At 50.3% G+C, this 25,952-nt stretch carries 16 protein-coding genes; 8 read left to right on the forward strand and 8 right to left on the reverse strand.

All coding sequences use genetic code 11. The features are described from left to right. Positions 1–334: 334 nt before the first annotated feature. On the reverse strand, positions 335–3,718 hold the full coding sequence (locus EQU24_RS03425) for a transglutaminase family protein (RefSeq protein ID WP_017840842.1): 3,384 nt from the start codon (positions 3,716–3,718) through the stop codon (positions 335–337). 723 nt (positions 3,719–4,441) lie between these two features. Further along, positions 4,442–5,215 (reverse strand): TPR end-of-group domain-containing protein, encoded by a 774-nt coding sequence (locus tag EQU24_RS03430; RefSeq protein ID WP_017840840.1) that lies wholly within the window; start codon positions 5,213–5,215, stop codon positions 4,442–4,444. 322 nt (positions 5,216–5,537) lie between these two features. Here EQU24_RS03430 and EQU24_RS03440 point away from each other — a divergent pair, with 322 nt between their 5' ends. Continuing rightward, positions 5,538–5,846 carry a DUF2288 domain-containing protein gene (locus EQU24_RS03440; protein WP_014147197.1) on the forward strand — a complete coding sequence of 103 codons (309 nt, stop codon included), beginning with the start codon at positions 5,538–5,540 and terminating at the stop codon, positions 5,844–5,846. A 248-nt stretch (positions 5,847–6,094) separates the two neighbouring features. Here EQU24_RS03440 and EQU24_RS03445 read toward each other — a convergent pair whose 3' ends face one another. The 3 genes from EQU24_RS03445 to EQU24_RS03460 form a co-directional block, all read right to left on the reverse strand. Further along, complete coding sequence (locus EQU24_RS03445; RefSeq protein WP_014147198.1) at positions 6,095–6,973, reverse strand: bile acid:sodium symporter family protein; 879 nt, start codon at positions 6,971–6,973, stop codon at positions 6,095–6,097. 49 nt (positions 6,974–7,022) lie between these two features. Further along, the gene (locus EQU24_RS03450; RefSeq protein WP_138767070.1) at positions 7,023–8,237 is read right to left on the reverse strand and encodes an MFS transporter; all 1,215 of its coding nucleotides are present in this window, start codon (positions 8,235–8,237) and stop codon (positions 7,023–7,025) included. Between the two features lie 462 nt (positions 8,238–8,699). After that, on the reverse strand, positions 8,700–10,532 hold the full coding sequence (locus EQU24_RS03460) for a GGDEF domain-containing protein (RefSeq protein WP_017840838.1): 1,833 nt from the start codon (positions 10,530–10,532) through the stop codon (positions 8,700–8,702). 53 nt (positions 10,533–10,585) lie between these two features. Between EQU24_RS03460 and EQU24_RS03465 the strand changes: the two genes are divergently transcribed. Then, positions 10,586–11,710, forward strand: a complete 1,125-nt coding sequence (locus EQU24_RS03465) for an ISAs1 family transposase (protein WP_017840837.1) — start codon at positions 10,586–10,588, stop codon at positions 11,708–11,710. Here EQU24_RS03465 and EQU24_RS03470 read toward each other — a convergent pair. Next, positions 11,688–14,987: an ATP-binding protein gene (locus tag EQU24_RS03470; RefSeq protein ID WP_083877708.1), complete on the reverse strand. Its 3,300-nt coding sequence runs from the start codon at positions 14,985–14,987 to the stop codon at positions 11,688–11,690. The two genes, EQU24_RS03465 and EQU24_RS03470, sit on opposite strands and share 23 nt — an antisense overlap. A gap of 344 nt (positions 14,988–15,331) precedes the next feature. Here EQU24_RS03470 and EQU24_RS03475 point away from each other — a divergent pair, with 344 nt between their 5' ends. Both EQU24_RS03475 and glk read left to right on the forward strand, forming a co-directional pair. Next, entirely contained in the window at positions 15,332–18,568 is a 3,237-nt protein-coding gene (locus EQU24_RS03475; protein WP_017840835.1) for a phosphorylase b kinase regulatory subunit alpha/beta, read from the forward strand. Next, on the forward strand, positions 18,565–19,548 hold the full coding sequence (glk, locus tag EQU24_RS03480; RefSeq protein WP_017840834.1) for a glucokinase: 984 nt from the start codon (positions 18,565–18,567) through the stop codon (positions 19,546–19,548). Before EQU24_RS03475 ends, glk begins: the two co-directional genes overlap by 4 nt. Positions 19,549–19,675: 127 nt before the next feature. Here the strand turns inward: glk and EQU24_RS03485 are convergent, their stop codons facing one another. Then, complete coding sequence (locus EQU24_RS03485) at positions 19,676–20,158, reverse strand: cytochrome P460 family protein (protein WP_017840833.1); 483 nt, start codon at positions 20,156–20,158, stop codon at positions 19,676–19,678. Positions 20,159–20,692: 534 nt separating this feature from the next. Here EQU24_RS03485 and EQU24_RS03490 point away from each other — a divergent pair. Further along, the gene (locus EQU24_RS03490; RefSeq protein ID WP_235726405.1) at positions 20,693–20,971 is read left to right on the forward strand and encodes a late competence development ComFB family protein; all 279 of its coding nucleotides are present in this window, start codon (positions 20,693–20,695) and stop codon (positions 20,969–20,971) included. Positions 20,972–21,217: 246 nt separating this feature from the next. Here the strand turns inward: EQU24_RS03490 and EQU24_RS03495 are convergent, their stop codons facing one another. Then, positions 21,218–21,427, reverse strand: coding sequence for a cold-shock protein (locus EQU24_RS03495; RefSeq protein ID WP_017840831.1), 210 nt, complete (start codon positions 21,425–21,427; stop codon positions 21,218–21,220). A 311-nt stretch (positions 21,428–21,738) separates the two neighbouring features. Here EQU24_RS03495 and EQU24_RS03500 point away from each other — a divergent pair, with 311 nt between their 5' ends. From EQU24_RS03500 to glyS, 3 genes are all read left to right on the forward strand, one after another. Next, the gene (locus tag EQU24_RS03500) at positions 21,739–22,242 is read left to right on the forward strand and encodes a DciA family protein (protein ID WP_017840830.1); all 504 of its coding nucleotides are present in this window, start codon (positions 21,739–21,741) and stop codon (positions 22,240–22,242) included. A gap of 692 nt (positions 22,243–22,934) precedes the next feature. Next, positions 22,935–23,855: a glycine--tRNA ligase subunit alpha gene (gene glyQ / locus EQU24_RS03505; RefSeq protein ID WP_017840828.1), complete on the forward strand. Its 921-nt coding sequence runs from the start codon at positions 22,935–22,937 to the stop codon at positions 23,853–23,855. Next, on the forward strand, positions 23,852–25,921 hold the full coding sequence (gene glyS, locus EQU24_RS03510; protein WP_017840827.1) for a glycine--tRNA ligase subunit beta: 2,070 nt from the start codon (positions 23,852–23,854) through the stop codon (positions 25,919–25,921). Before glyQ ends, glyS begins: the two co-directional genes overlap by 4 nt. The last annotated feature ends 31 nt before the right edge of the window (positions 25,922–25,952 follow it).

Below are 25,952 nucleotides of genomic sequence, written 5' to 3' on the forward strand. Positions count from 1 at the left end.
AAGGTCTAGCCATCGTCTCGGCAAATGAAAGTTCTCTGGTGGAGAGGGTGCGGTCACTCGCCCGACAGGACGCCGTGAATACGTCCATGTAGGCTCGACGGCAGCTCCCTGCCGCCGACGCCTGTCGATCGAGCAACCGCCCCCTCTTCGGAACCGGCATTGTGTTGAATATCGAAAAACTAGATTAAGATTTCAAATCCGCGAACTTTCACAGTAAGATCATGAAGCGACATGAAAAATTACACTGTTGATCTTATAGTCTTTTTCTTCATTGTCTTCATGAGCTTCATGGTGATTATTGCTTTGTTCTTGAACACATCCAACACTCGCTATCCTAATATCGCCGTCTTAAATCGAGCGTGTACGGATATTCTTTATTAGGCTCCTCGGGCGGTGGCGCCATCGGTCTTGGCGGGTCCTTATGAGGTATGAAACTGACCCCGCTATCGGACGGCAAAATGACCGGCGGCCTTTCAATCTCGCCCGGCGTATGGCCGTAATTCCAGAAACGGGTAATCCTTCTGGCCTCGGCCTCATAGGCATTGACAGGGAAGGTCTCGTAACTGCGGCCGCCCGGGTGGGCGACATAATAAGTGCAACCGCCGACCGCGCGCCCGTTCCAAGTGTCGATGATATCGAATACCAGTGGCGTATGCGGGCTTATGGTCGGATGCAACGCCGATGGCGGCTGCCAGGCCCGGTAGCGGATTCCGGCAACGAACTCGTCTTTACGCCCGGTATTTCTGAGCGGAACATGCCTTCCGTTACAAGCCAACACATAACGCGAACCGGTCAATCCGGTTACCTTTACTTGCAATCGTTCGACCGACGAATCGACGAAACGCGCCGTGCCGGTATTGCTGACTTCCTCGCCCAGAACATGCCAAGGTTCGATCGCAAAACGCAGTTCCAAATCGATGCCTTCGACGACCGTATTGCCGTAATGCGGAAAGCGGAATTCTAAGAAGGGGTCGAACCAGTCCAATTGAAACGGGTAGCCGGCGCGTTGTAAATCGTCGACGACTTGGCGCATGTCTTCTCTGACATAATGCGGCAATAAAAAACGGTCGTGCAGTTCGGTGCCCCAGCGAACTAATTTATGCCGGTAAGGTTCGCGCCAAAACCAAGCAACGAGCGAGCGCAGCAATAAGGCTTGAACCAGCGCCATGCGCTCATGCGGAGGCATTTCGAAGGCGCGCAGTTCCAATATACCGAGACGTCCGGAAGCGCTGTCCGGCGAATACAGTTTATCGATACAAAACTCGCTTCGGTGTGTGTTGCCGGTAATATCGGTCAGCAAATGCCGCAGCAAGCGATCGATCAACCATGGCGAAGGCGCTTCGCCTTCGGGGATTTGTTGAAACGCGATCTCCAGTTCATAAAGCTTTTCATCGCGGCCTTCGTCGACACGCGGCGCTTGGCTGGTCGGACCGATGAACATACCGGAGAATAAATACGATAGCCCCGGATGATGTTGCCAATAAGTGATCAAGCTACGCAATACATCGGGCCGGCGTAGCAAAGGACTATCGGCCGGCGTTTCGCCGCCGATCGTGATGTGATTCCCGCCGCCGGTGCCGGTATGGCGCCCGTCCAGCATGAATTTTTCGGTACCCAAGCGGACTTGGCGCGCCTGATCGTACAGAATATGCGTATTGTCGGCCAATTGCTTCCAGCTTCGGGATGGATGGATATTGACTTCGATGACGCCGGGGTCGGGGGTGACCATCAAACGTTCGATTCGGTAATCGCGCGGGGGCTCATAGCCCTCGAGTACGACAGGAATCGACAATTGGTCGGCGGTCGCTTCGATTGCCGCGATCAATTCCAGGTAATGCTCGAGCATCGTCAAAGGCGGCAGAAATACATGGACCCGTCCTTCGCGAGCCTCGACGCATATTGCGGTATGAGGCACTTCTATGAGATCGATGTCCTTGTCGTCGGCAGGCGGGCTTTGTTCTTGGATTTCCGGATGGATAGCCCCGATTTGTTCAAAATGGCTATATCGCTGTGCGACTTCGCCGTAATAATCGCCCAGTTCCGGCAGCGTCTCGAACAAACTGCGTTCATGGGTTATTTCGCGTTTTTCCGGAGCGATCCACGGCAAGCTATCGAGAGGCATGCGTAGACCCATTGGCGAATTACCCGGAATCAAAAACAACTGATCGCGTTTGAATTGCCATGGACCGCTTTGCCAGGATTGTTTGCTCCAATTCCATTTAACCGGTAGCGCGAAACCGGCCGGCTGATTTAAGCCGGTATCCAATAATTTAGCCAGCGTTTTGCGTTCGACCGGATCTTTTAAGCGATACTGCAGCGGGTCGATATTGACCGGCAGCATCTCTTCTTGCCAAAGGTGATAAAAAACGTCTTCGTAGGCCGGGGAAATGTGTTTGCCCGTCAAACCTAAACGGCCGGTCAGGTGTTCGATGAATTGCCTGGCGTGCTCTGGCCCATGTCCGTAATCGATTTTGATATCGGCTAATAATTCAGGGTTGCGCCAAATCGGCGTGCCGTCCTTGCGCCAAAAGATACCGTATTGCCAACGCGGCAAAGGTTCGCCTGGGTACCATTTGCCTTGGCCGTAATGCAACATCGCGCCCGGCGCGAACACGTCGCGCAAACGCTTGGTCAAGGCTTGGGCGCGCTCGCGTTTATGCGGACCGTCCGCACGCGTATTCCATTCCGCGCCTTCCATGTCGTCGATCGACACGAAGGTCGGCTCGCCGCCCATCGTCAAGCGCACGTCGTCTTGCAGCAATTGCGCGTCGACTTGTTGGCCGAGCGCATCGATAAAATACCATTGCTCGTCGGTATAAGGCTTCGTGACACGCGGGTCTTCGTGTAGGCGCGTGACCGTATTGCTGAATTCGAATTCGACTTCGCACTTGTCGGTCGCGCCGGTGACCGGCGCCGCGCTGACCGGATCGGGCGTGCAAGCTAGCGGAATATGTCCTTCGCCGGCCAATAATCCGGAGGTCGGGTCGAGGCCGATCCATCCAGCTCCCGGGACGTAAACCTCGGCCCAAGCATGTAAGTCGGTAAAATCGTGTTCGGGTCCGGACGGCCCGTCGAGCGATTTCATGTCGGCGGTCAATTGCACCAGATAGCCGGAGACGAAGCGCGCGGCGAGTCCTAGATGCCTTAGAATCTGAACCAATAGCCAACCTGAATCGCGGCACGAACCGTTGCGTTTTTCGAGCGTTTGTTCGGGCGTTTGAATGCCGGGTTCCATGCGAATGTTATAGCTGACATCCTTGAAGACCTTGCGATTTAAATCGACCAAAAAATCGTTGATGTTACGTGGCGTCAAATCAAAATCGGCCACCCATTGTTTTAATAAAGGGCCGTCTTCGGTCACTTCCAAAAAAGGCGTCAGTTCCCGGGCCAATTGTTTATCGTATTGAAAAGGAAATTTTTGCGCATATTCCTCGACAAAAAAATCGAATGGGTTAATAACCGTCATGTCGGCGATTACTTCCACTTCAACTTTGAGCGACCGTGTTTTTTTCGGAAACACGACCCTAGCCAGAATATTTCCGAACGGGTCCTGCTGCCAATTGATGAAATGATCTTCGGGCTCGATACGCAGCGAATAACCCTTGATGGGAGTTCTCGAATGCACTGCCGGTCTCAGGCGAAACACATGGGGCGACAACGAGACGGCGCGGTCGAAGAGATAAGCGGTTTTGTGACTGATGGCCACGCGAATTGTCATGATATTATCCTATAAAGCCTATTCGATTGAGCCGATTTCCGGGTATAGCGAAAAACGAAACGAGCAGCGGCGAATACTTTTCGGGCGTATGATGCTAAATCAAAACGGGTAATGCGCTGAAACGGTTCGCTCTATTTTGGTGCCTGCGCACAAAGATGGAGCGAGTTAATGACTTTCGGATTAGCGCGATATCATAGTGCTTTTGATATCTCCGTTTATTTTCGATCATTTTGGCATGCGATAAATCATCATACGACTGCTGTAACAACAGTGATGCAATTTCCACGCCTGAATCGGCATAAATTGATTCGGTGTGTAATTTCGGACTTGTGCCGGGCTAAAACCAGCTTTAACAAATGTAGTGCCTACCCACTCCTTGTGTCAGGACTGGTATTAATCTCGCGGTTACAAAAGAAGCGCGTTGAATGGTTGTATGTCTCAGAGGTTGATGAGCGCATTTTCAGAGGTGATTTTAGGTCCGCTGTGCGTAACTGATGACGGAAAAGACAAAACATGAGAGCACGTTAAGCTACGGGTGGGTTTTCTGCGGTGCACACAGTGTAACCTACAGTCTTCAAGTTTAGAGATTGGTGGTGTAGTGTTTACTTCAAATATAAACGCGAACGTAGCCAATTTAAGGGTCACATTCACCCTTAGATGTGAACGGTTCAGAGCAATTCGCGCGTGTTGTTCCGAACCGGTCACAAGATGTGTTGATAGAGATTATTTTTTGTCTTCTTCCTCAGTCGGTGTTTCGACGGTAGCGGGTTCTTCCTGGACTGGGACAGCTTTTTCCGGTTCGGCGATCGGTTCTTTTGTTTCGGCTGCGGGCTGCTGCGAAGATGCTTCGACTTCCGGTTCGGATGTTTTTTCTTCGGGAGTCGGTTCCGGTTCCTCTGGCACTTTCAAGGACTCGACAAAATCGATAAACCAATGATGCGATTTCATGTTATCGAGATCGGAATCGGCGAGAATGTCGTCGACCGACGGCAAACTGCCGTGGTCGCGTGAATCTTCCAGTGCGCTCAAACACGCTTCTTGGTCGTTGCGTAGCGCATGAATACAAGCCAGATTATAGGATGCCGAGCCCGATTGTATCCGGTTCGCTTCCTGAAACAACGCTAATGCATTGTCGTACAGGGAGTCTTTCGGCGCTGCGCCTTTTAGCCGCGCCAAGTCCATATAGACGACGCCGCCGTCGATTGCCGCGCCCAATGAATCGGCATTGATCATGCGGCAAAATGAAAATTTTTCGATAGCATCCTGGTAAAGTTTGACTGCTTCGTCGCCGGATTTCGTTTTGGCTTGATGCAACAGCGCAAAGCCCCAGTTGTATAAGGTTTCGGTAAACAGTAGATCCTTATCGATTACCTCGCTAAAACCTTTATAAGCGCTGTCGAAATGATGGTCCGCCTCAGCGCCTTCTCTTTTTCGGGCTTTATTGACATGACTGATAGCCGCTTTTAATTTGGATTTACGAAAAAAAGATCCGATCATAAAAATATCCTCGCTATGTTTGTGCGTTCGCAATCTAAAAACCGGTAGGTTAAGCGGGCGACGCTTCGTTATAAATGGTATAGAATAACAGCTTGATTTTTCGACTACATCATTAATTTATACTCATCGTAGATGAAAATTCGGCCTCGGGGTGCCCGTCAAAGGACGCCGTGAATACGTCCATGTAGGCTCTATGCCAGCTCCATGCTGGCAAAGCCTTTACCGAGCACCCCGAGGCCTCCTCCGGCACTGCCGAAATTTGAAGTGCGAAAGGTATATCGCGATTGCGATTAATTCAATTCTATCTTGAATATTCGATCTTATGACAGCTACGCTAACAACTGCCGAACACGAACTTGCCAAAGCTAAACTTAATCTCGAGACCTCGCAAATCCCCTGGAGAGAGTTGCAGCGTTTTTTCGCATCGGGTTTGGCGATTCACGTCTCAGAAGGCTTGGATTTGGTCGAGGCAGCCTATCAAATAGCCTCAGACAATAAAGACCAGGTAGAGCAGTGGTTAAATTCGCGGCAAGTCGGACAGGTCTCCGATCAACAAGCCTTAACGTGGTACCAAGCAAATACGGAAGTTTGGGCTGTCGTCGTCAAGCCCTGGATATTGGTTCAAGAGTAATTCGTAATGCGCCTCGCCTTGATCGGGTCTCAGGTACAGTTATATCCTAAAAAAGCATTTCACCATCAAGATCATGAAGAATAATAGGTTTAATTCAATAACTTGTCATTCGTTTGTGTACTACTTTCGCTCACCCGAAAAGTTAGCAGGAATGTTTCGGTAATCTTTTGAAATACTTCGTTAACTTCATGTGCTTCATGGTTGAACTGCCGAATTTAGGTTTATATCTTTGCCGTCTGTATCCTTCATTAACCAACGGGTTTTGGGTGCTTATTCCTGCTTAACAAGACCGAGTTATAAAGATTCTGAAAAACCAAATAGCAAACCGGGCCTAAGACTGCAAGCGGGGAAACGTATTCCAGAGCGATCCAGGACATAAACATCGTATTCTTTTGGCCTAACGACTGGCTGCCTTCCACGGCGTAATTTACGCCGCCTACATAATGGCCTATCAAAAAATTGAATCCGCATGTAAGCAGGGAAATAAGAGCAATCTTTCCGAGCATCAGAGATGGAACGTGATGGCTGTACAAATATTCGGAAGCCTTTGCCGTGGCAAGGTAGATAACCAATAGCCAAATCAAAAACGGTAGCTTGTTAATCTTTGTGAGTTTATTCGCCAACTGAATGCGATACGCTCTAATGAGTTGGGCTAAAACCAACGGTATGCCGACGACCGTCATTGTCGCCAGCAACATGTTGCCGGGGTTAATGTTACGTTCTCCGGGATGAATAAAATCCAGGATAAACGGTAACGACAGTGCGGCTAATAAATTTGTCGTGACCACGGCGGTAATTACATAAGTCACATTTTTGTTCAGCAATCGAATTACCATGGGCGCTGCCGTCGCGGTCGGCGTGGCGATCAGCAAAAAAGCGATCGTTGCCAGATCCCTGTCCAAGCTCTTTATTAGCCAATACGCGGCAATACTCGTCCCGGCCATGACTAAGCATAGTTTCATCGCATGGCTATAGACGGCCGCGTCCCTTGGTACGGTAGCTTTCAGCAATGGAAAGAACAACATGATCATCAAAAGATACTTGATTAAAAATGAGAATTCATGCCCTCGGTTAAAGATAAAACCGGTAGCAATCGCGCCAACTAGATAAAGTGAATTTTTATTCATCGATTATGACATTTCAGACTGAGCCATTGCCGAACTTGTTTGTTTCCGCTTATTTTCGGGCTATAGGAGGATAAGCCGGCAAGACCAATAGTCCTGCCAGCAGCACGGCGATTGCCGAGCCAATAAAAAGACCGAAGCTGTCGACTCCGGCATCGATCAACAAGCCGAACAGCCAAGGCGATACGGAAGAGGCGAGAACCATCAGCGACATCATCATCGAGCGAATCGTACCTTGCTTGGCGGTGCTGTACACTTCGGACCAAAGCGCACTGATGACGGTATTCATCATGCCGATCGAAATGCCCAGAAAGCTCATGAATAATGGTGCTACCCATAGTCCGTCAAGACACGCCAAGCTAATTAACGATAGAAACAGCGGTAGCATAATATAGGGCAGCAAACGTTTTGCACTGAAACTATCGACCAAGAGGCCCGACAGCATCGAGCTTAGCCAATGCAATATACCGTAAGCCACGAAGCTGCCGGCCAGCCAGGAAGGACTCCAGCCTTTTTGTGCCAAAATGAAGCCCTGTTGGATAAAAATACCGGTGAGCATGAAAGGCCCCGACAATACTGCCGGCAAGGTCGACCAAAACCGCCAGTCCTTGAGTACCTCAAGCCGGCCGGCAGATTTGCCGGGACTTGAATGATCGGCGGATATTTGCTCTTCCTTGGAACTTGTCTTCGAACAGCGCAAAAACCAATAGGTCAACGGCAAATATAGCAGTGGAATGCTCAGCGCCCATATCAGCCAGCTTTGCCGCCAGCCGAAAAGTGCAATCAATGACACCGCAAGCGCAGGCATGATGACTTCTCCTGCCGGAACGCCGCTCAGCGCGATACTGATGGCCTTGCCTCTATTTTCATTGAACGAACGAGCCATTGCCGTTTGCGCAGTCAAGGGCATCAAGCCCTGTCCGGACAGGCGTATTAGAAAAAAACCGACCGCCAACGCCGGTACCGAATCGGCGAAGGACAGTGACACGCAGGCCGCCATCAGCGTAACGGCAATTAGCGCCGCGACGAAACCGATACGCCATTTGTCCAACAAGCCGCCCAATAGCATGATGCATGCACCGCTCGCGACCGTGGCCAAGGCATAAATTCCGCCGTAGCGGGATGCCGAAAGGCTCAGTGTTTGCTGGATATCGGCGCCGTACCAACTCAAAAAAAACGACTGTCCGAGATTCCCCCAAAAGACCGTGAAAAACCCGAACCCCAAAAGAGGCCATTGCCGCCCGATAAACGGTAAGTATCCTGCCACTGTTATCCTCGTCGCCGACTGAATCGAAGCGCGCATTTTACCAGAAGGAGAACAATGAGACTTCCGAGCGGAAGGGCGCGATAGTTCGATTGGCCTCCAACTTAAGCCGGAACAATTAACCTAAATTCGGCAGTTTAACCATGAAGTATACCTTTCGCACTTCAAATTTCGGTAGCGCCTGAGGAGGCGCCGGGGTGTGCGATCCCTTATCTACTCCCTTTTGATCGAAAAACCGTCTAAGAGTAAAAGGTATGGGGTGTGGCCAGCGAGGATGTCGGCAGCAGGGCAGATTTTGCTCCATGCAAAATCCGAATTCACGCCAATCCCTGGCGTTCGATCGCTACCGTCAAGTCCCCGATGGATGGGTTTACGGTATTCCTCGACAGGCATACCCCACACCCTAAAATCGGCGAAACTGCTCAAACTGGGAATTGTTGCTACGATGGGTATAGCAAACGGCAGTCACGCAACCGATTGCAGATCGATGTCGTTGCGGCCGTTTTCTTTGACACGATAAAGGGCAGCGTCGGCGGCCTTGATCAAGGACTCGGGCGGACATTTGTGAAACGGAGTCGCGGTTGCGATACCGATGCTGACCGTGACGAACCCGGTAGCCTCGGAGCCTAGATGCGGAATTTGCAAGTCGGCTACCGCCTGCTGTATCAGCTTGCCGACTTGCAGCGCGCCCGGTGCGCCGGTACGAGGCATGACCACGGCAAATTCTTCGCCGCCGTAGCGCGCCGCCAGATCGGTCGGCCTGCGCAATGCGCCGGCAATCGCCTGAGCGACTTTAATTAAACATTCGTCTCCGGCCTGATGACCGTAACGGTCGTTGAAAAGCTTGAAATGATCGATGTCGCATAAAATCAGCGCCAGCGGTGCATTGTCACGTTCCAGACGCCGGCATTCTTGGGCGAGATAGTCGTCGAAACAGCGTCGGTTGGCGATTTGGGTCAAGCTATCCATGGTCGCCAGGCGCTGTAATTCCTCGTTGGCTTTCTGTAAATCGGCTTCGGCAAGTCGGCGCACGCGGTTTTCATTCAACAAGCGTTCGTTGAGCGCTTCGATCGTGGCGTTACGTGCTTCCAATTCGCTGTTTTTTTCTTTCAGCGCCGCTTTCTGCTTTTCGATATGCTTGGTGCGTTCGGAGACCTTGTCTTCGAGCAAGCGATAGCCCTGAGCGTTATCGATCGAAATCGCGATCTGGCCGCTCAAATGCCTTAACAAAAAAACATGCTCCTCGGTAAAAACGGCGTCCGCCGCATTGTTTTCCAGATAGAGTACGCCTTGCAGTTCGCCGCTCAGCAACAATGGCGTGCATAGCAGGGAACGTACGCGGCGCTCGATGATCACCTTGTCCCGCCCGTAGACTGGACTTTTCCCGGCATTATCCAAGATGACCGTTTCCCGGCTGCGCGAGACATAATTGATCGCCGTTTGCGGCAAGTCGCTTGCTAATGCCAGCGGCAAGCGTTGCATCAACTCGATGTCCTTCGAATCGATCCGTGCTTCGGCCTGAACGAAGAGCCCGCCGCTTTCCTGCAACAACAAAACGCCGCGTTGCGCGCCGGCGTTTTCGATCACAATGTTCATCAAGGTTTGCAATAAATCCGGCAAGCGCCGTTCAGCCGCGATCGTCTCGGCGGCCTTGAGCAATGTTTCGAGATCCCAGCGATGTCCGATGTCATGCGGCGGCGATCCGGCTCGGTTTGCCAGGGTCAAGCCATAGCGCTCGTTGAAGTGCGGCAAATAGCCGGTCGCGCCCCAGCGCCGGTAACAATAAGCCGCCTCTTCGAAATGAAACCGGGCCAGCCGCTCCTGCCCCTGTTCTCGATAAAGGCGCCCGGCCAATTCATTCGCAAGGCCCTCCAAATGCAATTGTCCGTTGAGTTCGGCGTCGGAGGCAGCCTGTTGACAGGCCAATGCCGCCGGTGCCGGTTTCCGTTGCAGGCGGTAAATTTCAGCCTGTAGCATAAAAAGACGGCTCTGGAAATTTTGCGGGCAGCGCCGCGCCCAGCGCCTAAAGTTTTTCTCGGTGCGCCGGATGATCCACAAGGTACGGAAACGTTCGATGCGAGGCATCGCGGGATAACGTTTGGCGAGAATCAATGCTGTATAGAAATGGTGTTCCGCTGCATGCAGCATGCCGGCCGAATCTTTCAGATAGGCCGATGAGTCGCGGCTCGTGCCCATGGCTCGCTCGTCATCGCCCCACAGATACAAACTCTGCATTTTGTTGACGTAATAATAATGCGCAAAATGCCGCGAACCGTAATCGGCCCAGGGCAAACGCATTAAAAATACTGTTAAAACATAGAGTTTAGAGGTATCGTATCGGAATTTTGCGTATGTTACCAACGGACTGCAGTTTAATTAAGCACTTTTCCAACGTGACTGATCCCCGAATTGAACGTAAGAAACTTCATCAGTTGATGGATATCATTGTACTCACTGTTTGCGCCTCGTTAAGCGGTGCTGAGGGTTGGGAAGCCATTGAAGAGTTTGGCCATAATAAATTAGATTGGTTAAGGCAGTTTGTACCGTTAAAGAATGGCATTCCATCGCATGATTGCTTGGCGTATGTCATTTCTCGATTGTCACCGAAAGAATTTCAACGTTGCTTTATAGATTGGGTGAACGCCATTCGCGAAGTGATACCCGATGAAGTGATTGCGATAGATGGCAAAACCGCACGCCGTTCGCATGACCGCAAACGCGGCCAAAATCCGTTGCACATGGTCAGCGCCTGGGGTTGTGCGAATGGATTAGTGCTCGGCCAAGAAGCGACCGAAGAAAAGTCGAATGAAATTACCGCAATCCCGAAGCTATTGGCTTTGCTAGAACTTAAAGGTTGTATTGTGACCATTGATGCCATGGGCTGCCAGCGCACGATTGCTGAGCAAATCGTCGATCAAGGCGGTGATTACTGTTTGGGCCTGAAAGGCAATCAAGGCGAATTGCATGAAGCCGTCGAGGATTTTTTCAACACGGCCAAGCAAGCGAATTTTAACCACGTCGAATACGCTTATCACGAAGAAATCGACAACGACCATGGGCGTTTAGAAACCCGCCGTTATTGGATTACCGAGGAGCTTTGTACGCTCCCGAAAACGGAGCTCTGGAAAGAATTACGCAGCATTGGCTTCGTGGAGCGCGAATGCCACATCGGCGATAAAGTAACAATCGAGCAGCGTTGTTTCATTAACAGCATTAAAGCCGATGCGCAGCTATTTGCGCGGGCTGTGCGCCATCACTGGGGTATTGAAAACCAATTGCACTGGCGCTTAGACGTGGTCTTTCGAGAAGATGACAACCGAATTCGAAAAGGTAATGCCGCTGCGATTATGACCACCATCCGGCATATCTGTGTCAATCTGTTCCAGCAAGAGGAATCTAAACTCAGCATGAAAAAGAAAAGACTCAAAGCCGCCTGGAACGATCGCTACCGCGCTAAATTGCTGTTAGGAAAGTAATTTTAATGCGTTTGCCCTGGTAATCGGCCAACGCTTCGACGAAGGCCGTTTCGTCGAAATCGGCAGAACCGAACGATGTCGGCGCATCGGTATCGCCGCGCAAGTTTCGTATCGCTTGGCGTATGCCTTCAATGACGCCCGAATGCTCGCGGCCGTCGATGCGTTTCAGTATCGCCAGAAGCCGTTCGCTTTCCTGCCAAATTACATCGAGCGGCACGCCTCGCATCAGTTGGCTTTGTATCAATCCGCAACAGGCGCAGCCGCTGTGAAACCAATCGCCGCTTTCCAGACCTGCGTCGAGTGCGGTGTGCCAATAGGTTTCGGTGTCGACGGCGGGGTGAGTCCATGAATTCGCGAAATAACCGTATACGAAATTGACTTCGGCCTTCTGCCGCTGATTGGCATATTTATCCAGCAAGCTCAACGACAGACGTCCATAATCGTAACCTGCTTGATGATTGCCTAACACGCCGCCCAGAAAAATCACGCCGAATACCATGTAGCCGATCACGGCCTCGGCATTGTTGCCGTGCTTCAGGCATCGATGGACCTGTTTCACCGAAATCGCGGCGCATAATTCCGGCCTTATTTGATAGGCGACCTTCAATGTAGCCGACAGCAGGCGTATCGCGATGTCCATTCTCGCATCGGCGACTGCCGGCAAATCGAGCAAATCGTCGGTCGTGAACTTTCGTAAACGGAACTTCAACGCCAGGAACTCAGCCAGAAAACTCAAGCGATTGAAGCGCTTCGGTAGATCGATTCCGAACAATGCGGCCGCTTGTCGGCCGACTCGATACGCGCGGTCGAATCGGCCTAGATCGGCATAGAATTGAATCATCAATTCGAAAATGCGCGCTTTTTCGAGTTCGGAGCGAGACAGTGTGACGGCCTGTTCGAAAAGCCGTTCGGCCTGTTTGTGATGACCGCATAGATGTTCGCATTCGGCGCGTTGCCAAAGCACCGACGCTAAACCGCCGAAACTCGGTAGTCGATCGGCAAGCAATTCCGAGGCATGGCGCAGATAGGGTAAGGCTTGTTCGAATGCGCCGCGATGCTTGGTCCACAGTCCCAATTTAAAATTATCGGCACCGAGCCGGCTTCTTTCGCCGGCGTCGTCGATCAACGGTAGAGTCGCATTGAGATGGTCGACCGCCTGAGACAGTAAAGACCTGTCATGCCCCATTCTGGCTTGATCGACCCAAAAACGGCCGATTTTCAATCGATTGCCGAGCAATTCGTGTTCCGAGCATAACGAATGGACGGCTTGCTGCACTCGATCATGCGAAAAAAAATAGCGCGCCTTGTTTTTTTCTGCCATGTCGGACTGCTTGAGCAGCAAGCCCAACGTTTCGGCTGCGGCCAAATTTTTATACGGCAAGGTGTTTTCGCCGAACACGGTTACAATCGTGTCGGGATCTACCGCACAGCCGATGCAGGCGACGATTTTCAACAATTCACGCACCGGCTTGTCGAGTTTGCCGACCCGCTTCGTCATGAAGTCGACGACATTGTCGCTGATGGCGGCCGCGCAAAGCCTTTCGCGATCGAAGCGCCATTGGCCGGTTCCGGCATCATAGTGCAAGACGTTGTTTCGCTGAAGCTCGCGCAGATATTGTAGGAAAAAGAAGGGATTGCCCTGCGTCTTGAGATGGATCGAAGCGCATAACTCGTCGGCCGTCTTCTTTTCGAGCCTGATTGAATCTATCATCATCGCGGTCAGGGCCGGCATCGGCAAGGCATTCAACTCGATCGTTTCGACCCGGCCGCCTTCGTCGCGAAATTTGTTTTCAAGCGCAATCACTCTATCGCCCGGATTGACTTCATCGCCGCGGTACGCCGCTATCAACAACAGGTGCTCTAGGCCCGACAACATCGCCGCCAACCACTCGAACAACGCCGGATCGGCCCACTGCAGGTCATCGAGAAATACGCACAGAGGCCGGTTCGGCCGGCAAAAGATCTGTACGAAGCGTAACCACAGCCGCAATGAACGAACCTTGTTTTCGGCTGCCGGCAATTCGGCAAGCGCCGGTTGCGCCCCCAACAACAGCTCGAGTTCCGGAATCAACTCGATGACGGCTGCCGCTTCGTCTCCCAGTTGCTCGAATAGGCGATGCCGCCAGATCGCCAACGCTTCGTCTTCTTCGCCCAATATTTGCTTAAGTAAAAGACTAAATGCGTCATGAAACAAGCGCGCCGGCGGATTATTTTGAAATTGGTCGCATTTGGCGGAGATGAAATAGCAATCGGCCGGCAGACTTTGTTGGTTGAATGACTCGATCAAGCGCGATTTACCGACGCCCGAGGGGCCCGTCACCAGGCAGAGAACGGCCTTGTCATGCCGTGCCTGAGTCAAGGCGGCTTCCAATTGCCCCAACTCGGCTTCGCGTCCATAGAGTTGCCGCGGGTTCCGAAAAACGGAAGGCATGGTTCTTTCCATGCTCTGGCCTTTGCACAACGCTTGTCGGCAGAGCGAAAGATCCGACAACAACTCGTCCGCTCTTTGATAACGCTCTTCAGGGTCTTTAGCGAGCATTCCGATGACGATACGCGCCAGGTCATCAGGCAAGTCAGGACAAAATTCCCTAGGATCGGGGACCTCATGGGCGATATGGCGGTGAATCGCGCCGATCGAGTCCGGCGACATAAACGGTTTGCGGCCGGTAAACAATTCAAATACGATCGTTCCGAGCCCATAGATGTCGGCTCTACCGTCGATGCCGCGATTCATCCGACCGCTTTGTTCGGGGGCCAAATAATCGATCTCACGCTCGCTCGGATAGGGCGCCTCCGGTTCAGCACGGGTTTGTAAGGCGCATGCGGCTCGACCGAAGCCGAGCAATTTCAACTGCATTTGTTTCGGGTCGACCAAAATATTGGTGGGGTTTAAGTTGCCGTGAACGACTCCGTGCCGATGTATCGCGGCGATCGACTCAATGAGTTCGAAAATCAAGCCAAATGCTTCCTGAACCGGTAATGCCAGGCCGGCCGCATATTCCCGTAATGTGCACCCATTAAAGTATTCGCGCACCAAAATCAAGCGCCGGCCGTGATTCAACAAGTCCAGGCCCTCGATAACGGCCGGCATCGCCACGCGCTTCAGCATGCCGAATTCACTGCGAAAGCATGCCAGCATCGTGTCGCTCGGATGACTCTCCTCCAGATATTTAAGCGTCACTTCCTTGCGATCTTGCACGCGCACGGCGTGATACAGCCGATACCAGCCTCTATCGGATAGACATTCTTTTATTAGATACTCGTCTATTTGCAACAAAGTTTTACACCGAAACTTGAAATAGAAGAACAGATTAGCAGAATCCGGTTGGTGATAAGAAGACTTTCGAGTCGTAAGGAATATAATTTGCTTGATTCATCCCAAAAATAAAATCGTCTGATTGCATGGCTTTAAGTTAAAGTAAAAAGCAGGTCCCAAGTAATTATTCACAACCCCCCTATTGTTCCCACGCTCCGGCGTGGGAATGAAGACCGAGACGCTCTAGCGTCTTGTGTCACTGCAGAGCTACTCAGGCGTTCCAACGCAGAGCGTGAGAACGTTAATTGCCGGGGGGCTAAATAGTTACGATCCAAAAGATTGTGTTCGTTACACGGAAAAAATTCATGAAGAACAAATTGCAAATTGAAAAATTGGATGCCTATTTCGACGAAGTGCGAGATATCATTTTAAATAGACAAGACTGGATCAGCGGCTTACTGCCGGCTAGTACCGCAAACAACGTTCACGGTAATTACAACGACGCCTGGGTTCGCGATAACGTTTATAGCATCCTTGCTCCTTGGGGTTTGGCTTTAGCTTATCGAAAATCCGGCGAACCGAACGGTAAGGCATATTTGCTTGAACAAAGCGTGGTTAAGCTAATGCGCGGGCTGTTAGTAGCAATGATGCGCCAAGCCCATAAAGTCGAAATGTTTAAACAAACGCAAGATCCGCTCGATGCGCTGCATGCCAAGTACGATCTAAAAACCGGCGAAGTGGTGGTCGGCGACAGCGAATGGGGGCATTTGCAGTTGGATGCCACGTCGTTATTTTTGTTGATGCTGGCGCAAATGACTGCATCGGGGCTGCGCATCGTATTTACGATCGACGAAGTCAATTTCGTGCAGAATTTGGTGCACTACATCAGCCGGGCTTACCGGACTCCCGATTATGGTATTTGGGAACGCGGCAACAAAATTAATCGGGGCATCGCCGAGTTGAACGCTAGCTCGATCGGCATGGCCAAGGCCGCGCTTGAGGCGATGTCCGGCTTCAATTTGTTTGGCCCCATGGGAGGGCAAAACTCGGTCATTCATGTGATCAGCGATGATATCGCCCGCACCCGTAACGCACTGGAGTCTTTGCTGCCCAGGGAGTCGTTATCCAAGGAAGTGGATGCGGCGGTATTGAGCATTACCGGTTTTCCGGCTTTCGCGGTCGACAATCAGGAATTGAAAAACCGTACCGAGGCCTTGATCCGTGAAAAACTTGAGGGCCGATACGGCTGTAAGCGTTTTTTGCTGGACGGCCACCAAACCGAACTGGAAGACCCGAGCCGCCTGCATTACGAGCCGCATGAATTAAAGCAATTTATGGACATCGAATGCGAGTGGCCGTTGTTTTTTTGTTACCTGCTGCTGAATAATTTGTATGCGGGCAATAATAACGAGGCGGCGCAATACAGGGCTAAGCTGGATGCGCTCCTAGTCGAACAAAACGGGCGGCAATTATTGCCCGAACTGTATATCGTACCGAAAGAGGCAATCGACGCCGAAAAAGCGAATCCTAATAGTCAAGACAGGGTTCCGAACGAAAACATTCCATTGGTTTGGGCGCAAGGTTTGTTCATTCTTGGAAACCTGATAGAAGACGGGTTATTAGCGATCGACGACATCGACCCGCTCGGTCGGCATAATATTCGCGAGAAAACCTGCGATTGCACCTTGCAGGTTGCGGTGATTGCCGAGGATGAAACGATTCAAGCCGATTTGAAGGCATGGGGAATCGACACCCAAACGCTGGCGGAAATTTCGCCTATCCAAATTCGCGACGCGAGCGAATTGGCTGCAGCCTATACGAATATCGGACGCAATGATAATCATGGTTTAACCGGAAGACCGCTACGGCAATTAAGAACCCTGGCGACATCCAGAATTTATTTGATGGCCAACGAACGGTTGGTGTTTTTACCTCAATTGTTGAATCAAAAGGGTTTTTACTTAGCCATGGACAACCGTTTACTGATTCAGCGCTTACGCTCGGAGTTGTCTTACATTCATAAAAATTGGGACGGCACAACGGGTGATCCGTTATTTGTGTTGGTTGTTAAATATAATATGCTCAGCGATGACGATCGTGATGTGTTGATCGAGTTTATTCAAGAGTTGCAAAGCGGGCAAATCAACAGCACGCCCATTAAATTCGGCGAGCTATCGAAATTGGCCGAAAGCTCAAGTTATGAAAAGATCGATTATTTACACGATTTCAAGTTTTCAGAGGCCTCTTGGGACAAGCCGCAACGGCCTTGTTTTCTGATTTTGCCGATCGATACCGAACCGCCGGAGCCTTTGAATATTTTTGTTACGATCACTTGGGAAATCAGTGACGATGAAGCGTTGATCGAACAATTGACCGCGAGCGCCAATCTCTATGCACAATTGGAAGCGCTTGTGTTACTGGCTGGGCGTCATGGTTTGGATTACGACACCGGGCTTAAGGATGCCGACGGCAATCCATGCCGGATTCGCGGCTTGCTCGAAGAGGTCTATATCCGCGCGGGCGATCTTGCGGTTTGGGATATCATTCGTCGTAGCGCGGGCTTACTAGGTAAATACGATATCGATCTCGAGCAGGCGGCTACCGAAATTTTGGTGCATCAGCATCAATTAACGGTAGGTCGGGCCTACAGCGGTAAGGCGACTTTGAAGCGCCCGGCCGACTCGTCGGAGATTCTGGAGATTATCCGTACTTATAATGATACTCACGACGCTAGTGAGCACATCATCATTCAGGAGTTAATACTGTATCTCGGTATGCTGATCAAGTACCAGCCGGAGCTATTTGCCGATATGCATACGATTCGTGTCGGGCATATTTTGCAGTTGATTTTGGTGCGCCAAAAAAAGGACTCGAACTGTACCTTGGATCAGGCTTATAACGAAGTCTTGACCTTGCCGCCTTATCAGTTGTTGCAAAAAGTCCGTGAGACTCTCGAGGATTTCACCAATACGCAATATCAATTCGAGCGAGTCGAAACGCTAAATTATGTCGGTCAATGTCAGGAATTGACTTGCGCACGCTTTTCGCCAAAAATGGACCCTGAATATTTCGGCGAAGCCGAAGACTGGTATAACTGGCGCGAACGTCGGGGTAGTCTAGGTCGGGAAAGCGAAAGTTTTTTTACGGGTGTTTGGGATATTTTGCATCACTGTCAAGGCTTGATGATCGGTGATAAACTCAGCAGCAAGAGACGGTTGGATAGCGAAACGACGTTAGCGCAAATGACGTCGGGCGAACAAAGCTTCAAATTACATGTCAATCATTTGCTAAATAAGATTCAGGCACCGGTCTACCGGCAGTTGACCGTCGAAGCCCTAAACGCAATGGCTTTCGTGTTTCGCGACAATCCGTCGATTAGAATCGAAGATACCCTGGTGACCGATATTATCATCGGTCACGCGGTCAGACTTTGTTGGCTCAAGCTTCATCCGGAAGCTAAGGATAATTACAAAGAGGTCGTTTCGCTCGCTTGGCAGGCGTTTTATCAGCTGCCTCCGCATCAAGTCGCTAACGGCATGCTCGATGCGTTGATTTATCTACTTGAAAATAATAATCAAACAAAACAAGGAGATTCACAATGATTCTGGCAGGCGATATCGGAGGGACCAAAACGACCTTGGCATTATTGAGCAAGAATGAACACGGCTTGATTACGTTGCAACAAGAACAAACCTTCAGCAGCGTTGAATTTCCAGAGTTCGATGAGGTATTAGATAAATTCTTACCGGCGGGCGTGAAGGTCGATTCGGCCTGTTTCGGCGTCGCAGGGCCTGTTATCGAGCAGCGCTGCGAGCCGACCAATCTGCCCTGGCAACTCGATGCTAAGGCACTGAAAAAAACCTTACGCACCGATCGAGTACGCTTATTAAACGATTTGGAAGCGATGGCGCTCGGCATGCTGTGTCTGGACGAAAAAGATTGGGTGGAATTGAACCCTAACGCCAAATCGCAAGCCGGAAATATGGCCGTGATTGCAGCGGGAACAGGTCTCGGTGAAGCAATATTGTATTGGGACGGAGCGCGCCATCATCCGATAGCGACCGAGGGCGGTCATTGCGACTTTGCCGCGCAAACCGTTCAGCAAGATCAGCTATCGAACTTTTTGAGAAAAAAATATAACGGGCATGTGAGTTTCGAACGGCTCGTTTCAGGCATGGGGTTCGGCAATATTTATGACTTTTTGGTCGAAAACCGTTTCGCTCCTGCTTGTCCAGCGGTTCCTGACTGTGCTTATCCGAGTGTCTACGGCTGCGATCGTAATGCGATTATTTCAAGATTAGGCATCAACGGCGAAGATCCCTTATGTACCGAAACCATCCGGATTTTTATAGAGCTTTACGGTGCCGAAGCCGGTAATCTGGCCTTGAAGTCATTCGCGACCGGCGGGGTTTTTATCGGGGGAGGTATTGGCCCTAAAATTCGGTCGGCATTGGAGTCGGGCAAGTTTATCGAAGCATTTAAAGCCAAGGGCCGTTTCAGCGGTTTTCTAGATACCGTGTCGGTAAAATTATCGCTGAATCCGCGTACCCCGCTGATGGGGGCGATCAGTTATTTCGGCTGAACGATATCCGGAAATATGGGTAAGGTAATGTATTGGTAAATGGACGACGCGAAATGATTGGCATTAAACACGGGGAGTGATTCGCCGAAGCCGCGTCGTCCGTGGTTTATGGGTTGAAAATTATCCTTTATTTGCGGAACTCCGAAAACACATAATCGGTTTTTTTCTGAGGGGCGTGGCAACCGAAACAGGACTGACCGCCATCGGTAACCAGTCTTTCGGTTTTGCTGTCGCCGGCAAAACCTTCGAAGCCCCAACCGCCGGTGTCGGCAAACTTCTTGGCATCCTTGAGCATGACGCCGATTAGTTTTCTATCGCCTTCCTCTATCGTTTTATCTTTTTCGACATAATTGAGCAGGTCGAAAACCAATACCGCGCCGTCTTTATACTTGCCGGTTTTCAAGCCGTCTTCAGCCAACTTATTGGCATAGATATGATGGATCCCCTGAAAGGGGTCTTCTAATGCGTGTCCCGGTTGAATCAACATGCTCTTGGTGTGAAGCCAGTTTCGGTAGCCTTCGGGGAAAGGGACTGCTTGTTCCGCTGCGAAGCTGGCAGTGGCTAATGAGCAAAGTACCCCGGATAATACAATCGATAGATGTTTTTTCATGTGTTGACCTCTCATTAAATTAGACAGGATCTTAGGATGTGGGTGCAAATAACTTTCCGATTTTCTATCATTCCCCCGCAGAGCGTCACGGCCTTTAAGTTAAGCCGTCATGTGGCTAAAGATTGCCGTCATTCAGACTCTTTCTCGTTTCCACCGCTCCAGCGTGGATCTTGCCTCGGCAGCCAAGGTATGGGTTCCCACGGAGGACCGTAGGAACCGAAAAAGCCTGCCATCCATGGCAACTGGATTCCGGCAATCCATGCCGGAATGACGGGCTTCCGTTAACTTAATGGCAGTGATGCAGAGAGTGGGAACCACTGGGGAAGTTATTTTTTACCGCATCCTCAATGGTTTCAGTTCGAAACCATTGAGTTCTTTTTATGCTCATTTGAGGGTTTTGTCAAATAGTATTGAATCGCTATTATCTAAGGCGGCTTTTTAGGATGAAAGCTTTAGTTTGAGATTTGTACTATTATTTAACGCGCAAAATAGCTAACGCAGATAATTAGCCGTTTATAAATTGAGAGGATAAGGATGAGTATGCCAAACATTAATAATTATTATGAAAGGTTAGTCGTTGACCAGCTTTGGAATATTGTTCAAAAGACCAAGGAGCCGTTGACTCAAGATTTTATTGATGATGTTGCCTGTCTTGCGTTGAATCGCTTACCTGCTTGCTATGTGCGTAGCATGGTCGATAAAAGTTCTTATCTTACCGAAAAAACATATCAAGAGATGGAAAAAGAGGTCGCCGAAGCAATTAATCAGGCCATTGAGCAAGTACGGTTGAATCCTCACGATCAGCGCGATTAACTGTCTGAAGTTGGGTGAATCTTAAGTGGGATCGTCAATCCTTTCGCTGTCTTTTACGCTACGGCACGGTTTGCTATGCCGGGTAAGTCGAAACTAAAAGGCGATTACTAAGGTGGGTAAGTTCGTTAATCCACTCCGGAATTGGCGAACCGGTTAAATCTATGAGGGAGGAAACAGGGAAGGTATACCTTCGTCGACACTTCCTTGTGTCGGATAAGTAGCCGTAAGCTATTTATGCAAAATTATTTAGATAACGGTAACTTCTTCGGCTTGTGGGCCTTTTTGACCTTGAGTCACGATAAACTGAACTTTTTGGCCTTCAGTCAAGGATTTAAAACCGGAACCCGCAATGTTGCGGAAATGAACGAAAACGTCAGGACCTTGGCCTTGCTCGATGAAACCGAAGCCTTTGTCCGCGTTGAACCATTTAACTGTGCCTGTTGTAGTAGTAGACATACTCAAAACCTTAAAAATAAAAATTTAAATCAATTTAGTCCATAAAGCGGACCGTCTAGCTAAGAAATAGTGAAATCTCTTAATGGCAGAACGTAACGAGGATCTACAGAAACAGAGCACTACAGAAAAAACGTCGTAACTAAAACATCAAAGATATATCGAATTTCAAGCTAGGATTATTCTATGCCTTATTTCCCCAAAGTCAACCGGCAAAACAGCTACCGTCTAGATTCAATCGCCTTATAGGGTGGGTATTTCTTTAATAGTCACTGAATTCACTAGAAAATTTCTATATAATCGTTTTAAACTGAATGTCGATCAAAATTTTCAAGCATATGCCGAACTCCACCGCTTTTAGACAATTGCTTGCGCATCCCAATCGTTCGCTTGCCTCCTTATATAGCCAAATTGAGCAACAAAAAAAACTATTAAAAATTGTTAGAGAGGCCTTGCCCGATCAGTTGAAAGAGCATGCCAAGCATTGTGTAATCGATCGAAACAAGCTAATGGTGTATGCCGATTCGGCTAATTGGGCGTCGCAACTACGCTTTTATCGCAATGCCATCCTAGGTGCTATCGATAAAATGCCTAATCACCAAGTAGATATTTTACAATTTAAAATCACCGAAGCGCTTCATCGCCAAGTTGAGCAACCGGAGCGCCACGTAAATGTCCCCGGTGCAGCCAGTATTGCCGAAATTCGGCATAATGCCGAAGCCCGCGAGGACGACTCTTTAGCTTGCGCATTGTTAAAGCTGAGTTCGACATTAGAACGCTTGTCAAAGGCGAGTCCGAAAAGCGAGTCATCGAAATAATATTTATCCTAAAAAGAGCAGTTGAGGTGTGTTGTAGACCGTTCGTGCTGAGCTAAGTCGAAGCATGAAGGGTCTACAACACTTTCACCGGCTTGGTGAAGCCTCAAACTACCCTTCACCCTTCGACGGGGCTCTCCTGAGCGCAGCCGAAGGGTGAAGGGCGAACGGTGGTTTGAGACTCTCAACTGTTCTTTTTAGGTTTATACCTTTCGCACTTCAAATTTCGGCATTGACGCATGGAGACGCCGGGGGGTTCGGCAAAGGCTTTGACAGCAGGGATGCTGTCACAGAGCCTACATGGACGTATTCACGGCGTCCTTTGGCGAGACCCCCGGGCGCCGAAATTTGACCGTCAAAGGGTATATTTATCAAGAAATTCTTAGCTTGATGCGTATGGGCAGTACCCCGGTGCCGAATTTTGATATCCGATGGGTATATACTTCGATGACTTCAACTATTAACGTGAATATAGCCAAAATCATGGCGTCGATTGCGTAACTTTTTTCATGCCCGTTCTTTATTGATTTCAGTTATAATCGCACATTTTTTATATTGCCACTCTTAATAGAAAGCAGCATAGAAAGCGGCGCTTTTATTTAGATAAATTATAAGTGCATTTAGAGTCAAAGCCTTAAAAACGGACGAAACGATTTAGGAGACGAATCGTTGTTTAATTATTCCCTGGAGCAACCGTGTCAAGCACAAATAACGACTTATTAACTTTTCAAGGGCTAATTCTAGCCTTGCAGGAATATTGGGCCCGGCAGGGCTGCGTATTATTGCAGCCGCTGGATCAGGAAGTCGGCGCCGGCACCTTTCATCCGGCGACCTTTCTTCGCTCGATCGGCCCGGAACCTTGGAATACCGCTTACGTTCAACCTTCGCGCAGACCCACCGACGGTCGTTTCGGGGAGAATCCGAATCGCTTGCAGCATTATTATCAGTTCCAAGTCATCTTGAAACCGTCGCCGGATAATTTTCAAGAACTATATCTGGGTTCATTGCGTTATTTGGGCTTGGATTTACTTGAGCATGACATCCGCTTCGTCGAGGACAACTGGGAATCGCCGACGCTTGGCGCCTGGGGCTTGGGCTGGGAAGTCTGGCTGAACGGCATGGAAGTCACGCAATTTACCTATTTCCAACAAGTCGGCGGCCTCGAATGTAAACCGGTTACCGGCGAAATTACTTACGGCTTGGAGCGCATCGCCATGTATTTGCAAGGCGTCGAAAGCGTTTACGATTTGGTTTGGACCAAAGGGCCTTTCGGCACGGTCAGCTATGGCGACGTCTTTCATCAAAACGAAGTTGAAATGTCCGCCTATAACTTCGAACATGCCAATGTCGAATTCTTATTCAATTGTTTCGATACTTACGAGCAGGAATGCGAAAAATTGTTGACGCAAGATTTGCCGTTACCGGCTTACGAAATGGTACTCAAAGCTTCTCACACGTTTAATTTACTGGACGCCCGCCGTGCAATCTCGGTTACCGAGCGTCAGCGTTATATTCTGCGCGTCAGGAATCTGGCCAAATCGGTCGCCGAATGTTATTACCAACGCCGCGAGTCGCTGGGCTTTCCGATGTTGGCCGCAAAGGAGGTGCAAGCATGAGCGACGCCAAACATTTATTGTTTGAATTGGGTTCCGAGGAATTGCCACCGAAAACACTAATAACGCTCAGCCGAGCCTTGCTCAACAATGTCCGGCAAGGACTGGATAATGCCGATTTAAGTTACTCCGGCATTAAAGGCTATGCCACGCCCAGACGTCTGGCGGTTTGGGTCGAAAATCTCGCGACTGCACAGCCGAATAGAACCGTTGAAAAACGCGGGCCGGCAGTGCAGGCTGCATTCTCCGCCGATGGTATGCCAAGCAAAGCCGCTCAGGGCTTTGCCGCCAGTTGCGGCACCACGGTAGACGGTTTGGAGCGTTTGAGCACGGACAAAGGCGAATGGTTGGTTTATCGTCAACCGATCGAAGGTCAGGCCACCGAAAAGTTGATTCCCGAAATATTACGTGCCAGCATTCATGCCTTGCCGATAGCCAAGCGCATGCGCTGGGGCGATTATACGACCGAATTCGTTCGGCCGGTGCACTGGGCTGCGCTGTTGTTCGGCGATCAGGTCATTGAGACCGATATTCTCGGCCTGACTACAGGTAAGCAAACTTTCGGCCATCGTTTTCATGCGCCTGTTGCGTTGACTATCGAGAGCGCAGACCGCTACCGGGATATCTTGTTCGATTCCGGTAAAGTCATTGCAGACTTTGACGAGCGCAAGCAAAAAATTCGGCTTGCGGCGCAGCAGGCCGCGCAATCGGTCGGCGGTACCGCACATATCGAGGAAGACCTGCTCGAGGAAATCGCCGCGCTGAACGAATGGCCGGTCCCAGTCATCGGGCATTTCGATCCGCGCTATTTGGAGTTGCCGGCCGAAGTGTTGATCACGACGATGCAGACCAATCAAAAATATTTTCCGGTCAAGCAGGCCGACGGTAGTTTGTCGGCGCATTTCATCACGTTCAGCAATATTGAAAGCACTCGTCCGGAATCGATACGCGAAGGCAACGAGCGCGTGATCACTCCGCGTTTGTCCGATGCCGAATTTTTCTGGAAACAGGACCGCAAGCTGCGTCTTGAAGACCGGGTCGACGCGCTGAAAAACATCGTCTTCCAAAAAACCTTGGGCACCTTGGCCGATAAAACGCACCGGGTCAAACAACTGGCCGATTACATCGCTACGCAACTCGATGCCGATGCGAACCTGGCCAAACGCGCCGCCGTTCTTGCCAAAACCGACTTATTGACCGAAATGGTCGGAGAATTCCCAAACTTGCAAGGCGTCATGGGCCGCTATTACGCACTGGCCGACAATGAGCCGGCCGAAGTCGCCGAGGCGCTCGAAGAGCAATATTTTCCTAAGCAATCCGGAAGCGTCACGGCCGCTAGCAAGACCGGACAAATTTTGTCGTTGGCCGAAAAGATCGACACGCTGACCGGTATCTTCAGCGCCGGCTTGATTCCGACCGGCGATAAGGACCCCTATGCACTGCGCCGCGCCGCGCTCGGCGTACTTCGCACCGCGATCGAACGCGAACTTCCGTTAAATTTGACAGCGTGCGTGGATTTTGCAATTGAACAAGTCGAACACGACTTCGACAGAGCTAAGACTCATCAAATGGTGCTGGAATTTATCTACGACCGGCTCAAAGGGTATTGTTCGGACAAAGGGTTTAGCCCCGACGAATTCGACGCGGTACTGGCCGTATTGCCGGAAGAGCCGTTGGATTTCATGCGCCGCTTGGAAGCCGTCAAAACGTTCCGGCAACGTCCCGAAGCCGAGAGCCTGGCCGGCGCCAACAAAAGAATTCGCAATATTTTGAAAAAAACCGAAGCGCCCCATAATTTCGATAGCAATGCGCTGACTGAACCGGCGGAAGTAGCATTGTTGCAAGCCGCACAGGCGTCAGCCAAAGCGATTACGCCGCTATTGCAACAACAGGACTATACCGCAGCGATGAATCGACTGGCGCAGTTGAAGGATGCCGTGGATGCTTTTTTCGATAACGTCATGGTTATGACCGATGATGTCGATTTACGAAATAGCCGTCTCGGCTTGCTGAACATGCTGTCCGAGCAGTTTTTGCAAATCGCCGATATTTCAAGGCTGCAATCGTAATTCGGAGAGATTGCCGCTCGTGCCGATTTTC

The organism is Methylotuvimicrobium buryatense, from assembly GCF_005931095.1.
In the GTDB taxonomy this organism is placed as follows: Bacteria; Pseudomonadota; Gammaproteobacteria; order Methylococcales; family Methylomonadaceae; genus Methylotuvimicrobium; species Methylotuvimicrobium buryatense.